Source organism: Leeia sp., assembly GCF_041909055.1.
In the GTDB taxonomy this organism is placed as follows: domain Bacteria; phylum Pseudomonadota; class Gammaproteobacteria; order Burkholderiales; family Leeiaceae; genus Leeia; species Leeia aquatica.
Genome location: NZ_JAYREC010000005.1, coordinates 298,664 through 312,584 on the forward strand (window position 1 = coordinate 298,664; position 13,921 = coordinate 312,584).

Annotated in this window: 17 protein-coding genes; all 17 read left to right on the plus strand. The window is 65.4% G+C overall.

Features of this window, described 5'->3' with window-relative positions:
- Genes ACE3O2_RS14250 through ACE3O2_RS14330 form a run of 17 tightly spaced genes read left to right on the plus strand, consistent with a single transcriptional unit; the run spans nt 1 to nt 13,891 of the window.
- Nucleotides 1-1,950, plus strand: coding sequence for a phage terminase large subunit family protein (locus ACE3O2_RS14250; protein WP_374338564.1), 1,950 nt, complete (start codon nt 1-3; stop codon nt 1,948-1,950).
- 27 nt (nt 1,951-1,977) lie between these two features.
- Nucleotides 1,978-2,466 carry a hypothetical protein gene (locus ACE3O2_RS14255; RefSeq protein ID WP_374338567.1) on the plus strand — a complete coding sequence of 163 codons (489 nt, stop codon included), beginning with the start codon at nt 1,978-1,980 and terminating at the stop codon, nt 2,464-2,466.
- On the plus strand, nt 2,466-2,858 hold the full coding sequence (locus tag ACE3O2_RS14260) for a hypothetical protein (protein ID WP_374338569.1): 393 nt from the start codon (nt 2,466-2,468) through the stop codon (nt 2,856-2,858). Before ACE3O2_RS14255 ends, ACE3O2_RS14260 begins: the two co-directional genes overlap by 1 nt.
- Entirely contained in the window at nt 2,858-3,079 is a 222-nt protein-coding gene (locus ACE3O2_RS14265) for a phage head-tail joining protein (protein ID WP_374338571.1), read from the plus strand. Before ACE3O2_RS14260 ends, ACE3O2_RS14265 begins: the two co-directional genes overlap by 1 nt.
- A complete protein-coding gene (locus ACE3O2_RS14270; RefSeq protein ID WP_374338573.1) occupies nt 3,079-4,566 on the plus strand; it encodes a phage portal protein in 1,488 nt (495 codons plus the stop codon). Before ACE3O2_RS14265 ends, ACE3O2_RS14270 begins: the two co-directional genes overlap by 1 nt.
- Nucleotides 4,567-4,576: 10 nt before the next feature.
- The gene (locus ACE3O2_RS14275) at nt 4,577-5,785 is read left to right on the plus strand and encodes a S49 family peptidase (RefSeq protein ID WP_374338575.1); all 1,209 of its coding nucleotides are present in this window, start codon (nt 4,577-4,579) and stop codon (nt 5,783-5,785) included.
- 1 nt (nt 5,786) lies between these two features.
- Nucleotides 5,787-6,164, plus strand: coding sequence for a head decoration protein (locus ACE3O2_RS14280; RefSeq protein WP_374338577.1), 378 nt, complete (start codon nt 5,787-5,789; stop codon nt 6,162-6,164).
- A gap of 2 nt (nt 6,165-6,166) precedes the next feature.
- On the plus strand, nt 6,167-7,171 hold the full coding sequence (locus tag ACE3O2_RS14285) for a major capsid protein (protein WP_374338579.1): 1,005 nt from the start codon (nt 6,167-6,169) through the stop codon (nt 7,169-7,171).
- On the plus strand, nt 7,171-7,464 hold the full coding sequence (locus ACE3O2_RS14290) for a hypothetical protein (protein WP_374338581.1): 294 nt from the start codon (nt 7,171-7,173) through the stop codon (nt 7,462-7,464). The genes ACE3O2_RS14285 and ACE3O2_RS14290 overlap by 1 nt, the downstream gene beginning before the upstream one ends.
- A gap of 10 nt (nt 7,465-7,474) precedes the next feature.
- The gene (locus ACE3O2_RS14295; RefSeq protein WP_374338583.1) at nt 7,475-7,900 is read left to right on the plus strand and encodes a hypothetical protein; all 426 of its coding nucleotides are present in this window, start codon (nt 7,475-7,477) and stop codon (nt 7,898-7,900) included.
- A 7-nt stretch (nt 7,901-7,907) separates the two neighbouring features.
- Nucleotides 7,908-8,114 (plus strand): hypothetical protein, encoded by a 207-nt coding sequence (locus tag ACE3O2_RS14300; RefSeq protein ID WP_374338585.1) that lies wholly within the window; start codon nt 7,908-7,910, stop codon nt 8,112-8,114.
- Nucleotides 8,115-8,116: 2 nt separating this feature from the next.
- Nucleotides 8,117-8,869 (plus strand): hypothetical protein, encoded by a 753-nt coding sequence (locus ACE3O2_RS14305; protein ID WP_374338587.1) that lies wholly within the window; start codon nt 8,117-8,119, stop codon nt 8,867-8,869.
- Nucleotides 8,870-8,880: 11 nt separating this feature from the next.
- A complete protein-coding gene (locus ACE3O2_RS14310) occupies nt 8,881-9,270 on the plus strand; it encodes a hypothetical protein (RefSeq protein WP_374338589.1) in 390 nt (129 codons plus the stop codon).
- Between the two features lie 53 nt (nt 9,271-9,323).
- The gene (locus ACE3O2_RS14315) at nt 9,324-9,455 is read left to right on the plus strand and encodes a hypothetical protein (RefSeq protein ID WP_374338591.1); all 132 of its coding nucleotides are present in this window, start codon (nt 9,324-9,326) and stop codon (nt 9,453-9,455) included.
- Between the two features lie 4 nt (nt 9,456-9,459).
- Nucleotides 9,460-10,101, plus strand: a complete 642-nt coding sequence (locus ACE3O2_RS14320) for a DUF6441 family protein (RefSeq protein WP_374338593.1) — start codon at nt 9,460-9,462, stop codon at nt 10,099-10,101.
- The gene (locus tag ACE3O2_RS14325) at nt 10,101-12,815 is read left to right on the plus strand and encodes a hypothetical protein (protein ID WP_374338595.1); all 2,715 of its coding nucleotides are present in this window, start codon (nt 10,101-10,103) and stop codon (nt 12,813-12,815) included. Before ACE3O2_RS14320 ends, ACE3O2_RS14325 begins: the two co-directional genes overlap by 1 nt.
- Before the next feature lie 17 nt (nt 12,816-12,832).
- Nucleotides 12,833-13,891: a hypothetical protein gene (locus ACE3O2_RS14330; RefSeq protein ID WP_374338597.1), complete on the plus strand. Its 1,059-nt coding sequence runs from the start codon at nt 12,833-12,835 to the stop codon at nt 13,889-13,891.
- Nucleotides 13,892-13,921 lie beyond the last annotated feature (30 nt).

Consider the following 13,921-nt stretch of genomic DNA (forward strand, 5'->3'; position numbering starts at 1 on the left):
ATGGATGACTACGAAGGCGCGCAGGAGATCGAGCGGGCGTGGCGCGAAGGGTTGACGCCCGATCCGCTGCTTACCGTGTCCGAATGGTCGGATCGGCACCGGATGCTGTCCAGCAAGGCCTCCGCCGAGCCGGGACGCTGGCGCACCAGCCGCACGCCGTACCTGAAGTCGATCATGGATTGCCTGTCGCCAACGTCGCCCATCGAACGCGTGGTGTTCATGAAGGCCGCGCAGCTGGGCGCGACCGAGATGGGCAGCAACTGGATCGGCTATGTGATCCACCACGCGCCGGGGCCGATGATGGCGGTGTGGCCGACGGTGGAAATGGCCAAGCGCAATTCCAAGCAGCGCATCGACCCGCTGATCGAGGAGTCTCCGGCGCTGGCGGAACTGATCGCGCCAGCGCGTTCGCGCGATTCGGGTAACACGATTCTGGCCAAGGAGTTCCGGGGCGGCGTGCTGGTGATGACCGGTGCCAACAGCGCGGTAGGCCTGCGTTCGATGCCGGTGCGCTATCTGTTCCTGGACGAAGTGGACGGCTACCCGCTGGACGTCGAGGGCGAAGGCGATGCGATCTCGCTGGCCGAGGCGCGCACGCGCACCTTTGCGCGGCGCAAGATCTTCATCGTATCCACTCCAACCATCTCCGGCGCGTCGAGCATCGAGCGCGAGTACGAGACCAGCGACCAACGCCGCTACTTCGTGCCGTGCCCGCATTGTTCGCACCGGCAGTGGCTGCGCTTCGAGCAGCTACGCTGGGACAAAGGGCAACCGGAAACGGCTGCCTATATCTGCGAGGCCTGCGACACGGCGATTGCCGAGCACCACAAGACGTGGATGCTGGAAAACGGCGAGTGGCGTGCGATGGCCGAGGGCAAGACGGCGGGCTTTCACCTGTCGTCGTTGTACAGCCCGGTGGGCTGGCGGTCGTGGCGCGAGATCGCCGCCGCGTGGGAGGCCGCCGTGAGCAAGGAATCCGGATCGGCAGCGGCCATCAAGACCTTCAAGAACACGGAACTAGGCGAGACGTGGGTCGAGGAAGGCGAAGCGCCGGACTGGCAACGGCTGGTCGAACGGCGCGAGGACTATCGGCTGGGCAGCGTGCCCGAGGGTGGCCTGCTGCTGGTCGGCGGTGCCGACGTGCAGAAGGATCGCATCGAAGCCTCGGTCTGGGCCTTTGGGCGTGGCAAGGAATGCTGGTTGGTCGAGCACCGCGTGCTGATGGGCGACACGGCGCGCGACACCGTGTGGAAACGCCTCGCGGAAATGCTGGCCGAATCCTGGACGCATGCGTCCGGGGCGCAGATACCGCTGGCGCGCTTCGCACTGGATACCGGCTTCGCCACGCAGGAAGCCTACGCCTTTGTGCGCGCCTGCCGCGACTCTCGGGTGATGGCGGTCAAAGGCGTGGCACGCGGCGCGGCGCTGATCGGCACGCCGACGGCAGTGGACATGACCCAAGGCGGCAAGAAACTGCGCCGAGGCACCAAGGTGTTCGCTGTGGCAGGCGGCATTGCCAAGCTGGAGTTCTACAACAACCTACGCAAGAGCGCGGATGTGAATGAGGACGGCGTGACGCCGATCTACCCGGCAGGTTTTGTTCACCTGCCCAAGGTCGACGCTGAATTCATCCAGCAGCTGTGTGCCGAACAACTGATCACCCGCCGCGACCGCAACGGCTATCCGGTGCGCGAGTGGCAAAAGATGCGCGAGCGCAACGAGGCGCTGGACTGCTACGTCTATGCCCGCGCCGCCGCATCGGCGGCAGGGCTGGATCGCTTCGAGGAACGCCACTGGCGGGAACTGGAGCGACAACTTGGAGTGGCCAGCGCGCCACCACCTGAAGAAGCAATCGAATCCGTCAACGGGGCCACCCAACGCGGTGGCCTCGCTGTTTCTGGCAACCGCAATACAGCTCGGCGCGTCATCAAAAGCCGCTGGCTGGGCTGACAACCCTGTTTTTCCAAGGAGACATTCATGAGTCTGGCTACCCGTATCGAATCGCTGGTCATCCGCGTCGCGCAGGAATTCAACGATGTGCGCGCCAAGGCGGGCAACCTCGCCAACCTGAGCACCACCGACAAATCCAGTCTGGTCGCCGCCATCAACGAACTGCAGGCGGCGGTGGCATCAAACGTGATCGACGATGGTCAGGTCGCCACCACCAGCACCTATTCGTCCAGCAAGATCGTTTCGCTGCTCGACGCGCTCAAGGCCGAAATCCTCGGCGGTGCCGATGCGGCCTACGACACGCTGGTGGAAATCCAGCAGCTCCTGCAGAACGGCACCAGTGGTCTGGATGCGCTGCTCGCCGCCGTCAACAACCGCGTGCGCTTCGACGCCGCGCAAACGCTGACCGCACCCGAGCAGGCGCAGGCGCGCAGCAACATCGGCGCGGTGGCCGCCAGCGATGTCGGCAACACCGACACCGATTTCGTCGCGGTGTTCGAAGGCGCGCTGGTCTGATGAGCCTCGCCACTCGCATCACCGCCTTGGCCAGCCGCATCGGGCTGGAAGTCAAAACCAAGATCGACGCCAGCCACCCCGGCGTGGCTCGGGCGTGGGTGTGCTTCGGCTACGTCGGTTCGCAGATCGAGATCCGCGCCGCGCACAACGTCGCCAGCGTGACGCGCACGGCGGCGGGCCGTTATCGGGTGATCTTCGCCAGCGCCATGCCCGACGACGGCTACTGCTGGACGGCACTGGCACGCAGCAGCACCAACAGCGGCACACAACGCTTTGCCACGGTGCGTGCAAGCACCGACGAAAAAACCGCGCAACACGTCGATGTGCGTTGCACGACCGCCGGTGGCGCGGCCACCGACTCCTCTGAAATCAACCTCACGGTATTCCGCTGATGGCATACACCCAAGCACATCTGGACGCGCTGGAAGCCGCGCTCGTCAAAGGCGAAAAGCGCGTCACCTTCGGCGACAAGACGGTCGAGTACCGCTCGGTCGATGAACTCAATGCGGCGATTGTGGCGGTCAAGCGCGACCTGTTCGAGCAGGCCGTGGACACCGGACTGTGGCCCATTGCGCCCCGGCAGATCCGTGTCACCACGGGCAAGGGGTTCTGATGGCCTGGTATTCGAAGATTCGCAGTCTGTTCGGCCAGTCGCCGATTCATGAAGCAGCGGGCCGTGGGCGGCGCTCGCTCGCGTGGATGCCGGGCAATCCCGGTGCGGTGGCGGCGATACTCGCCACCTCCAACGAGCTGCGCGTCAAATCCCGCGATCTGGTGCGGCGCAATGCGTGGGCCAATGCCGGAATTGAAGCCTTCGTATCCAACGCGGTCGGCACCGGCATCAAGCCGCAGGCGATGGCCAAGGACGAGGCCTTCCGCGCCGAGGTGCAGGCGCTGTGGCGTGACTGGACAGAACAGGCCGATGCCACCGGCCAGACCGACTTCTACGGCCTGCAGGCGCTGGCCGCCCGCGCGATGTGCGAAGGCGGCGAGTGTTTGATCCGGCTGCGCCCGCGTCGCCCCGAGGATGGGCTGGTGGTTCCGCTGCAATTGCAACTGCTCGAGGCCGAACACCTGCCGTTGAACCTCAACACGGAATTGCCGTCCGGCAATGTCGTGCGTTCCGGCATCGAGTTCGATGCGATGGGACGGCGCGTGGCCTACCACCTGTACCGCTCGCATCCCGAGGATGGTGGACTGGCACCGATGTCCGGGCAAGGCGGCATGGACACTGTGCGCGTCGATGCGCGGGAAATCATCCACCTCTACCGCGTGCTGCGTCCAGGACAGATTCGCGGCGAGCCGTGGTTGTCGCGGGCACTGGTCAAGCTCAACGAGCTGGATCAGTACGACGATGCCGAACTGGTGCGCAAGAAAACTGCCGCGATGTTCGCGGGCTTCATCACCCGCCTGTCGCCCGAGGACAGCCTGCTGGGCGAAGGCAACGCCAATGACGCAGGCATCGCGCTGGCCGGGATGGAACCGGGCACGCTGCAAATCCTGGAGCCTGGCGAGGACGTGAAGTTCTCCGACCCGGCAGATGTCGGCGGTAGCTACGGCGAATTTCTGCGCGCGCAATTCCGTGCGGTTGCCGCCGCCATCGGCGTGACCTACGAGCAGCTGACCGGCGATCTCTCCGGCGTCAATTACTCCTCCATCCGTGCCGGGATGCTGGAGTTTCGCCGTCGCACCGAAGCCATCCAGCACGGCGTGCTGGTGCATCAGCTGTGTCGTCCGGTCTGGAATGCCTGGCTCGATCAGGCCGTGCTGTCCGGCAGCCTAGCGGCACCGGGCTACACCCGTCGCCGCCGCGAGTACACAGCCTGCAAATGGATTCCGCAGGGTTGGCAGTGGGTCGATCCGGAGAAGGAATTCAAGGCGATGTTGCTGGCGATCCGCGCGGGCCTGATCAGCCGCTCGGAAGCCATCTCGGCCTTCGGCTACGACGCCGAGGACGTCGACCGCGAAATCGCCGCCGACAACCAGCGCGCCGACGACCTCGGCCTGATTTTCGACTCCGACCCGCGCCGCACCTCCAAGGATGGCGGCAGCGCAGAACCCAACTCACAGGCCACCGACAGCAACCAGTCGTCCGCCTGAAGGAATCCCGATGACCCTGCTACCGCATATGGCGGCGCGCATCTTTGGCGCGCCCCTGCTGATCCATCGCCCAAAACTGGAAGTCATCCTCGCCGTCCTCGGGCCGCGCATCGGCTTGTCGGAAAGCGGCACGCCAATCCCTGTGCCTGCCACACGCAGTACGCCCGCATCCGATGGCGGCATCGCCGTCCTGCCGATCTACGGCACGCTGGTGCGGCGCGCCGTGGGGCTGGAAGCCGCCTCTGGGCTAACCAGCTATCAGGACATCGCTACGCAGCTCGATGCGGCCATTGCTGATCCGTCGGTGGCCGCCATCGTGCTCGATATCGACAGCCCGGGTGGCGAGTCCGGCGGCGTTTTCGATCTGGCTGACCGCGTGCGCGCCGCCACCCAGATCAAACCCATCTGGGCACTGGCCAACGACATGGCGTACTCAGCGGCCTATGCGCTGGGCTCGGCGGCCAGCCGCTTCTTTGTCACCCGCACTGGCGGCGTCGGGTCGATTGGCGTCATTGCCATGCACGCAGATCAGTCGGTACGCGATGCGCAGGACGGCGTCCGCTACACGACGGTGTTTGCCGGAGCGCGCAAGAACGACCTCAACCCGCACGAGCCGATCTCGGACGAAGCGCACGCCTTTCTCAAGAGCGAGGTGGATCGGGTCTACGGCTTGTTCGTCGACACCGTGGCCAGCCATCGCAGCCTGACCAGCGACACAGTGCGCGGCACCGAAGCGGGGGTGTTCTTCGGGCAGGACGCCGTCGCGGCAGGACTGGCCGATGCGGTCGGCACCTTCGACGAGCTACTGGCCGAACTCACGTCTGCACTTTCACCCCCTCCGGCGCTCGCGGCTGCGGCGCTGGCCTCACTTCACTCACCACGACTGGAGCATTTCATGAATGAACCCGGAACCACTGCTGACCCTGGGGTTGGCGCTGATCCTGATCGCGTTGCTGACACAACCCCGCCGATGACCATCGAGGACGCGCAGGAAATCGCCGAGCTGTGCGCATTGGCGGGCTGCCCAGAACGCATCGCCGGATTTCTCGCGGCGCGTACCTCGGCAGCCGCTGTGCGAGGTCACTTGCTGGCCGCCCGCGCCACCGGGCAAGAGATCAACAGCCTGATCACCCCGAGCGCGGCCACCACGGCCACGCACTCCCTCAACGACAACCCCTTGGTGCAGGCGGCCCGTGCCCGCGCCGGACAGGAGAAATGACATGCCCGTCATCACGGAAGGCAAGAACCTCGGCGATCTTCTGAAATACGAAGCGCCCAATCTCTACTCGCGCGATCAGGTCACCGTCGGCGCAGGCCAGAACCTGCCGCTGGGCACGGTGGTCGGGCTCGTGACCGCCACCGCCAAGCTCAAGCAGATCGACCCGTCGGCCACCGATGGCAGTCAGTACGCCGCAGGCGTGCTGATGCAGGCCGTCGACGCCACGCTGATCGACCGCGAGGACGGGCTGATGCTGGCCCGCCACGCCATCGTTGCCGATCACGCCCTGGCGTGGCCCGCCGCCATCACTGCCGCAGAAAAGCTGGCTGCCACCCTGCAGCTCAAGAGCCTCGGCATCCTCGTTCGCAAAGGAGTCTGACCATGAACAACGTTTTCGAGAATCCTGCTTTCTCGATGTCGTCGCTGACCGCCGCCATCAACATCCTGCCCAACAACTACGGGCTGATGGAAAGTATGGGCCTGTTTCCGCCCAAGCCGGTGCGCTTTCGCTCGGTGGCCGTCGAAGAAAAGAACGGCATCCTGACCCTGCTGCCGACGATGCCGGTGGGATCGCCCGGCACGGTCGGCGTGCGCGGCAAGCGCAAGCTGCGCTCCTTCGCCATTCCGCACATCCCGCACGACGACGTGGTGCTGCCGGAAGAAGTGCAAGGCATCCGCGCCTTTGGTTCGGAAACCGAGGTGCAGACCGTGGCCTCGGTCATGGCCGAGCACCTGCAGACGATGCGCAACAAGCACGCCATCACGCTGGAGCATCTGCGCATCGGCGCGCTCAAGGGCATCATCCTCGATGCCGACGGCTCGGAGATCTACAACCTGTTCGATCTGTTCGAGATCACGCCGAAGGTGGTCAATTTCCAGCTGAATGCTGCGGGCACCGACATCAAGAAGAAGTGTCTCGACCTCAAGCGCTATCTGGAGAAGAACCTCAAGGGCGAACGCATGACCGGCGTCCACTGTCTGGTGTCGTCGGACTTCTTCGACGCCTTCACCAGCCACGAGAAAGTGGTCGAGGCCTATCACCGCTGGCAGGACAGTTTTGCGCTGCGCTCCGATATGCGCTCGGGCTTTACGTTTGCAGGCATCACCTTCGAGGAGTACGCAGGCGAAGCCAGTGACGGCGACGGCAACGTGCGCCCCTTCATCGAGGACGGCGAGGGCCACGCTTTCCCGCTGGGCACGGTGGACACCTTCGCCACCTATTTTGCGCCCGCCGATTTCAACGAAACGGCGAACACGCTGGGCCAGCCGCTGTACGCCAAGCAGGAACCGCGCAAGTTCGACCGGGGCACTGACATTCACACCCAGTCCAACCCGCTGCCGATGTGTCACCGGCCTGCGGTGCTGGTGAAGGTGTTGGCGTCCTGATGCTGGCCGTCGAGTTGTTCTACGAGTCGGCGCGCAACGCCGGGCTGCTCACCGCTGTCACGGTGGCGGGCGGCCCGATCAATCAAACCGTGCATTGCGCCTTTCGCGCCCCGGACGAAACCGTGCTCGATGGTTTTGCGCTGTCACGCGACTACCAGCTCGACTATCCGGCGGCGTGGCTGACGCTCGCACCGGGCGACACCATCGAGATCGCGGGCAGCAGCTATCAGGTGCGCGACGTGCGCGCCATCGGCGACGGCTCCGAACGGCGCGCCTTTCTCTCCCAACTCTGAGGCCATCCCCATGAACTCCGTCCGCGAGCGCGTCTTGCGGGAGGTCGTCGCGCGCCTGTCATCCGCGATTGCACCGATCCCGGTGCTGCGTATGCCTGCCGTGCCGGTCACCCGCGAGGCCAGTCCGGCGCTGCTGCTGTTTGTCGACGGCGACAGCATCACCGCCCACGCCAACCACCTCGTCGACCGGCTGCTGATCGTCCGGCTTGCCGTGGTGGCGCGCGGCACGGATGCCTTCGACGTGGCCGACCGGGCGCTGGTGGCGGCGCACGCGGCCTTGCTGCTGGAGCCGAATCTCTCCGGCCTCGCCATCGCCGTGCGTGAGATCGACTGCGAATGGGAGTTCGACGATGCCGATGCCGGAGCCGTCGCGCTGCCCGCCCGCTACGAGATCCGCTACCGCACCCACGCCATCGACCTCACCCAAACAGGATGAACCCCGTATGCCAAATCTCACCATCGAACTTCTGAAACCCCACACCCACGCGGGCAAACGCCACGCCGTGGGCGACCGCATTGAACTGACCGACGCCAGCGCCCGCTGGCTGATCGCACAGGCCGTGGCCAAGGCCGCAACTGCGCCCGTCGCTGCCACTGAAACCAAACCCAACCGCCGCGATGCCACGTCCGGCACCACCCAAGGAGACTGACCATGGCTTACTTTTCTGGACAAGGCCGCGTCTACATCGGCGCGCGCGACATCGACGGCAACCCGGCAGGCCTGACCTTCGTCGGCAACGTGCCCGAGCTCAAAGTCTCGCTGTCGGTGGACACCATCGAGCACCAGGAGGCGCAGTCCGGCCAACGCCTGACTGATCTGCAGCTGATCAAGACCAAGAAAGGCGAATTCGCCTGCACGCTGGAGGAACTGATCGCCACCAATCTGGCGCTGGCGCTCTACGGCAGCACGACCACGATCACCCCCGGCACGGTCACCGGCGAGCTGCTGCCCAACCCGGTGACGCCCGGCAGCCTCTACCCGCTGGCGATGCAGAACGTGTCCGCTGTGCAGATCCACGATTCCGACGCCACGCCCAAGCTGCTGCCTGTGGGGCAATACAACGTCAACGCCAAGCACGGTTCGCTGGTGATTCAGGACGTCAGCACCGGCGGCCCCTACATCGAACCCTTCACGGTGGACTACGCCTACGGCGCGGCGCAAAGCACGGCGATGTTCACCCAGCCGCTGCCGGAGCGCTGGATTCGCTTCGAAGGCTTGAACACCGCCGACGGCAACCGTGAGGTGGTGATCGATCTGTACCGCGTGGCGATCAATCCGGCCAAGGAGTTGTCGATCATCACCGATGAACTGCTCAAGTTCGAACTTTCGGGCCAAGTGCTCGCTGATCTGACCAAGCCGGTCGGTGGTGATCTCGGGCAATTCGGTCGTCTGGTGCTGCTGTGAGGACTGGAACGATGAGCGACTTCAACACCTTCCCGCCCACGCCCGTAGTGGTGCAGCTTTCCTGCAGCGCGTTGGAATTGACGCCGGTGCGCTTGGGCGAACTGCCGCGCCTGCTGACCATCGTGCGTCCACTGGCCGATGCCTTGAACGCAGACCCCGACTGGCTGGCGCTGTTCAGTCAGCACGGCAACGCGCTGCTGGAGCTGCTGACGCTGACCACCCGGCGCGAGCGGGCGTGGATCGATGACCTGCCGCTGGACGACGCGGTGCAGCTGGCCGCCGCCGTGTTCGAGGTGAACGCGGATTTTTTCGTGGGCCGGGTGGTGCCGGGCATCCAGCGCTCGGCGGACAAGCTGGCCCCGCTGATCCGCAACCTTGGGACAGCACCGTCGCCCGCCTGATCCGCGCCGGTCACGGCCTGCACGCGGTGTTGGGCTACACGCTGGCGCAGGCCGTGGCCTTTTTGGATCTCGAAGGGCAACTGGAGCGCCAGCGGCTGGCGCAACTGCTGGGCGTGGTCGCCGTCGCCGCCCAAGGTGAAAAACGCTCCATCGAACAACTGCAACGCGATCTCTTGAAGGACTGAAACCATGCGCCTGTCGCTGACCACCACCGGCTTGCTCGACCCGCGCCAGCTGGCGGCGTGGAGCAGTGAACGGCGGCGCGCCGTCCATGCCGCTGTCACCCGGGGCATGAAAACCGGCGGGCGTGAAGTGCGTGATGCTGCGCGTTCCGAAATGCGCAGCGCCTTCGAGGTCAAGCGCAACAGCTTCGTCTCCTCGATGGGCGTCAAGGTATTCGACAAGAAGGCCAACGAACTGCCCGCGCTGTGGGTGGGCAGCAAGATTCCGTGGCTGGGTCTGCACGAGAAAGGCGGCAGCGTGAGCGGCAATCTGCTGATACCGCTCTTGCCCGGTCGCATCGGCCCCAAGCGCTTCAAGGCGGTCATCGACGGCCTGATGCGCTCGGGCAACGCCTTCTTCATCGAGAAGAACGGCCGCGTGCTGCTGATGGCCGAGAACATTGCCGAGAACAGCCGCCAGCTCACCCGCTTCAAGCGCGCCGAACGTGGCCGTACCGGCGCAAAACAGATCAAGCGCGGGCAGGAAATTCCCATCGCCGTGCTGGTCAAGCGCGTCGATCTCAAACGGCGTCTGAATCTGGCCGGTGGCGTGCAACGCGCACTGCCTGCCTTGGCGCGGGCGATTCAACAGGAACTGGACAAAGTCTGATGGCAAGCAATCGAGCGCAAATCCTGATCAGCGCCGTCGACCAGACCAAGACCGCCTTCGATTCGATCAAGCGCGGCTTGGGCGGCCTCACGGACACCGCCCGCAGCGTCAACGGCCTGCTGGCCAATCTCGGCGTGGGTGTTTCGCTGGCGGGGCTGGCCGCGATGGTCAAGTCGGCCATCGACACCGGCGATGCGCTGGACGAAATGTCGCAGCGCGTCGGCATCAGTGTCGAAACCCTGTCGGTGTGGAAGCCTGCCGCCGAGCAGTCCGGCGTGTCGGGCGAATCCTTCGAGAAGGGGCTGCGCAAACTCTCCACCACGATGCTGGAAGCCGCGACCGGCTCGGAGGATGCCGCACGCAACTTCGCGGCGGTGGGCGTGGCGTTCAAGAACCAGGACGGCACGCTACGCGGCACCGACGCCGTGCTGCTGGATCTGGCCGAGCGCTTCAAGGCCATGCCCGATGGCGCGCAGAAAACCGCGCTGGCGGTGCAGCTGTTCGGCAAGGCCGGAGCCGAGCTGATCCCATTCCTGAACCAAGGGCGCGACGGAATCAACGAACTGTCTGCCGAGATGCAGGCGCTGGGCGTGCAGATGAGCGGCGAAACCGCCGCGCAAGCCGGTGAATTCAACGACGCGCTCGACAAGCTCAAACTCGCCAGCACCAGCATCGGCAACCAGATCATCGCGTCCTTGCTGCCTGCGTTGAACGACATGGCCGGTGGCATGGTCGAGTCGGCCAAGGAAGGCGGCACGCTGCGGGTGATCCTGGACGGCGTGGTGCTGGTGCTCAAAATCCTGGCGCTGGGTGCGGCCACCGTCGGCAAGGCCTTCGTCGCCTTGGGTGAGGCCATCGGCGCAGGCGTGGCGGCAGCGGTCGAAGCGCTGCGCGGCAACACCGCCGGAGCCAAGGCCATCATTGCCGACCTCAAGGGCAGCCTGATCAAACGGCTGGATGAACTGGCCGAGTTCCGCGACAGCCTGTTCGACCCCAAGCCCATCGAGGTCAAGGCTCCGAGGATTCAGGCCGATCCGGAACTGCTGCAGCGCATGACCAGACCGCGCGCAGCACGCGCCACGCCCGACAGCAGCGGCGCGCAGACCTCCTTGATCAAGGCGCAGCTGGATGCCGAACTGGCCTTGCTGAAAGACGCGCTGACCCGGCAACAGACGGCGCTGGACGCCGCGCTGGAAGATCGGCTGATTTCGGTACGCGACTATTACGCGCAGAAAACCGCGCTGGAACAACGCGAGCTCGATGCTGAGATCGCCCGCAAGCAGCAAGAGCTGGCGCGCAGCCAGCAGATGGCCAGCGGCGGCAAGAGCGAGAACGAGCGCCTCAAAGCCAAAGCGGAGGTGGCCAAGGTCGAAGCCGAGCTGATCGTGCTCAACAACCGTCGTACCGACATCGAGCAGGCTAATGCCCGCAAAGCGGCGCAGGCCGAACGGGAACTGGCCGACGCCTTGGCGCAGGCGCGCGAGGAACTGGCGCAGATCACCGGCACGGCGACGGACACCGACCGGCAGGCGGCGATTGCGCGCAGCTACCGCGATCTGCGGGCGCGGCTGGCGGCCGAATCGGACACGGATGGCGTGTCGCTGGTCGACCGGCTGATCGACGTGAAGGCCGCGCAGGCCAATCTTGCCGCGCTGGAAGCCGCGTGGCGGCAAGTAGCCGAGCGGCTGCGCAATGCGCAGGAAGCCATCGGCATTCAGCAGCAGGCTGGGCTCTTGTCCGAGGCACAGGCACGCCAGCAGATCGTGACCTTGCAACAGCAATCGGCCACGGAGATGAAGCGGCTTCTGCCCGCGATGCAGCAGGCCGCTGTCGCCATCGGCCCGGATGCGGTGCTGCGCGTTGAGGCATGGAAGAACGAGCTGGCGCGCACGCGTCTGGTCGTCGGTGAAATGGCTCCGCTGTGGAACCGGCTGGGCGAGAGCTTCGGCAGCGCCTTGAACGGGATGATCACCGGTGCGCAGACCTGGCGCAGCGCGCTGTCCACGCTGTTCCGGCAGGTGGCCGACGCCTTCCTGCAGCAGATGGTGATCCAGCCCTTCCAGCAGTGGATCGCCATGCAGGCGCGGATGCTGGCGCTCAAGCTCGGTTTCATCCAGCAGGAACAAGTGGCGGACGCGGCGGCCAGCACCAGCAAGCTCGCACAGAAATCTGCGGAAACCACCGCCGTGGTGTCGATGGATGCCGCCAAGGCCGGTGCGGGTGCGGCTGCCTCGCAGGCCTCGATTCCCTACGTCGGCCCGGGGCTGGCCATTGCCGCGATGGTGGCGATGGTCGCCGCCGTCATGGCGCTGCTCGGCAATGTGAAAAAGTTTGCTGCCGGTGGCTTGGTGTCGGGCGCTGGCACAGCCACCAGCGACTCGATCCCGGCACGGCTGTCGGCAGGCGAGTACGTGGTGCGCGCCGCCGCCGTGCGGCAAGTCGGCGTGGCGTTTCTGGATTCGCTCAACGGCTTGTCGGGCTGGGCGCAGGGCCCGCAGTTCAAGGGCGGCGCACTGGCCTTTGCCGCCGGTGGCCTCGTGCCCGAGGTGAAGGTGCCGCCCGCGCAGCCGCAGATGAATCAGGCGGTGCGCATCGTCAACGCCATCGACCCCGGCGTCACCCACGACCACCTGCAAACGCCTGCGGGCGAGCGGGTCATCGTCAACATCATCGGGCGCAACGCGCGGGCCATCCGCTCGGCGCTCAATGGCTGATTTCAAGGAGCACAAACATGGCACTGCTGTTCATCGACGGCTTCGACCACTACGACCCGCAGGCGCTGGACGACTTCGGCCAGCCGTGGCTGGCGCGCGGCAAGGCCGCCTATCTGTCGCCGCAGGCCACCCGCGTACCGGGACGGCGGCCTTCGTCATTCGCGCTGCGTCTGCCGGAAGGCTCGGGCGGCGGCTATGTGAAGAATCTGGATGCCACCAAGACCAGTCTGATCGTGGGCGCATCCATTCGTGTCGTGGCTTATGAGAACACCGACGTGGAGCCGCTGCTGCTGGGCGTGCGCGATGCCAACTCGCAGGTCGCGCATCTCGTGAAAATCGGCGAGGACGGTCGGCTCAAGCTCTACCGCTGGCAATACGGCTATGACCAGTTGATCTCTGTCTCAGTCGCCAGCGCTCCGGCGCGCGGCTGGCACTACATCGAGTTGCAGGTCACGCAAGGCACCAGCAACGGTGTGCTGTCAGTGCGCATCAACGGCATCCTGGCCATCCAGATGACCGCGCAGAACACCATTCAGGGCGGCGGCCAACTGCTCACGGCATTCGTAGGTGCGGTGCCCGGCCAGAATTGTCCGCTGACCATCGACGTCGACGACTTCTACATCGCCGACACCAGCGGCACGATCAACAACACCTTCCTCGGTGATGTGCGCGTCGATGCCTTGCAGGCTCAGGCCGATGGCAGTTTGAACCAGTGGACTCCCAGTCCGGTCGGCACTGCTGCCTGGGAGGCCGTCAGCGACGAGGACGAAGCCACAGCGATCAGTGCGCCCAACGTGGGGCTGCGCCAGTCCTTCGATGTCGAGCCGCTGCCGGTAATGGCCACGCCCGCCATCTACGGTGTGCAACTGACCATGCTGGCGCGCAAGACCGACGCGGGGCTGGGCAAGGTCAAAGGACTCGTGGTCAGTGGTGCGCAGAGCGCCGTCAGCACCGACATCATCCTTCAGGAGCAACTGGCGTGGCAGAGCACGCTGTTCGAGCGCAATCCGAACGGCAACGTGCAGTGGACGGAAGCAGCCTTCAATGCCGCTGAATTCGGCGTGGAATCGGCATGACGGAGCGTGTCGTCGTTCAAGACATTGCGG

Excerpts from the sequence above, each read along its gene's own strand:
- ACE3O2_RS14250 (WP_374338564.1), top strand. The coding sequence starts at position 1 with ATGGATGACTACGAAGGCGCGCAGGAGATCGAGCGGGCGTGGCGCGAA.
- ACE3O2_RS14255 (WP_374338567.1), top strand. The coding sequence starts at position 1,978 with ATGAGTCTGGCTACCCGTATCGAATCGCTGGTCATCCGCGTCGCGCAG.
- ACE3O2_RS14260 (WP_374338569.1), top strand. The coding sequence starts at position 2,466 with ATGAGCCTCGCCACTCGCATCACCGCCTTGGCCAGCCGCATCGGGCTG.
- ACE3O2_RS14265 (WP_374338571.1), top strand. The coding sequence starts at position 2,858 with ATGGCATACACCCAAGCACATCTGGACGCGCTGGAAGCCGCGCTCGTC.
- ACE3O2_RS14270 (WP_374338573.1), top strand. The coding sequence starts at position 3,079 with ATGGCCTGGTATTCGAAGATTCGCAGTCTGTTCGGCCAGTCGCCGATT.
- ACE3O2_RS14275 (WP_374338575.1), top strand. The coding sequence starts at position 4,577 with ATGACCCTGCTACCGCATATGGCGGCGCGCATCTTTGGCGCGCCCCTG.
- ACE3O2_RS14280 (WP_374338577.1), top strand. The coding sequence starts at position 5,787 with ATGCCCGTCATCACGGAAGGCAAGAACCTCGGCGATCTTCTGAAATAC.
- ACE3O2_RS14285 (WP_374338579.1), top strand. The coding sequence starts at position 6,167 with ATGAACAACGTTTTCGAGAATCCTGCTTTCTCGATGTCGTCGCTGACC.
- ACE3O2_RS14290 (WP_374338581.1), top strand. The coding sequence starts at position 7,171 with ATGCTGGCCGTCGAGTTGTTCTACGAGTCGGCGCGCAACGCCGGGCTG.
- ACE3O2_RS14295 (WP_374338583.1), top strand. The coding sequence starts at position 7,475 with ATGAACTCCGTCCGCGAGCGCGTCTTGCGGGAGGTCGTCGCGCGCCTG.
- ACE3O2_RS14300 (WP_374338585.1), top strand. The coding sequence starts at position 7,908 with ATGCCAAATCTCACCATCGAACTTCTGAAACCCCACACCCACGCGGGC.
- ACE3O2_RS14305 (WP_374338587.1), top strand. The coding sequence starts at position 8,117 with ATGGCTTACTTTTCTGGACAAGGCCGCGTCTACATCGGCGCGCGCGAC.
- ACE3O2_RS14310 (WP_374338589.1), top strand. The coding sequence starts at position 8,881 with ATGAGCGACTTCAACACCTTCCCGCCCACGCCCGTAGTGGTGCAGCTT.
- ACE3O2_RS14320 (WP_374338593.1), top strand. The coding sequence starts at position 9,460 with ATGCGCCTGTCGCTGACCACCACCGGCTTGCTCGACCCGCGCCAGCTG.
- ACE3O2_RS14325 (WP_374338595.1), top strand. The coding sequence starts at position 10,101 with ATGGCAAGCAATCGAGCGCAAATCCTGATCAGCGCCGTCGACCAGACC.
- ACE3O2_RS14330 (WP_374338597.1), top strand. The coding sequence starts at position 12,833 with ATGGCACTGCTGTTCATCGACGGCTTCGACCACTACGACCCGCAGGCG.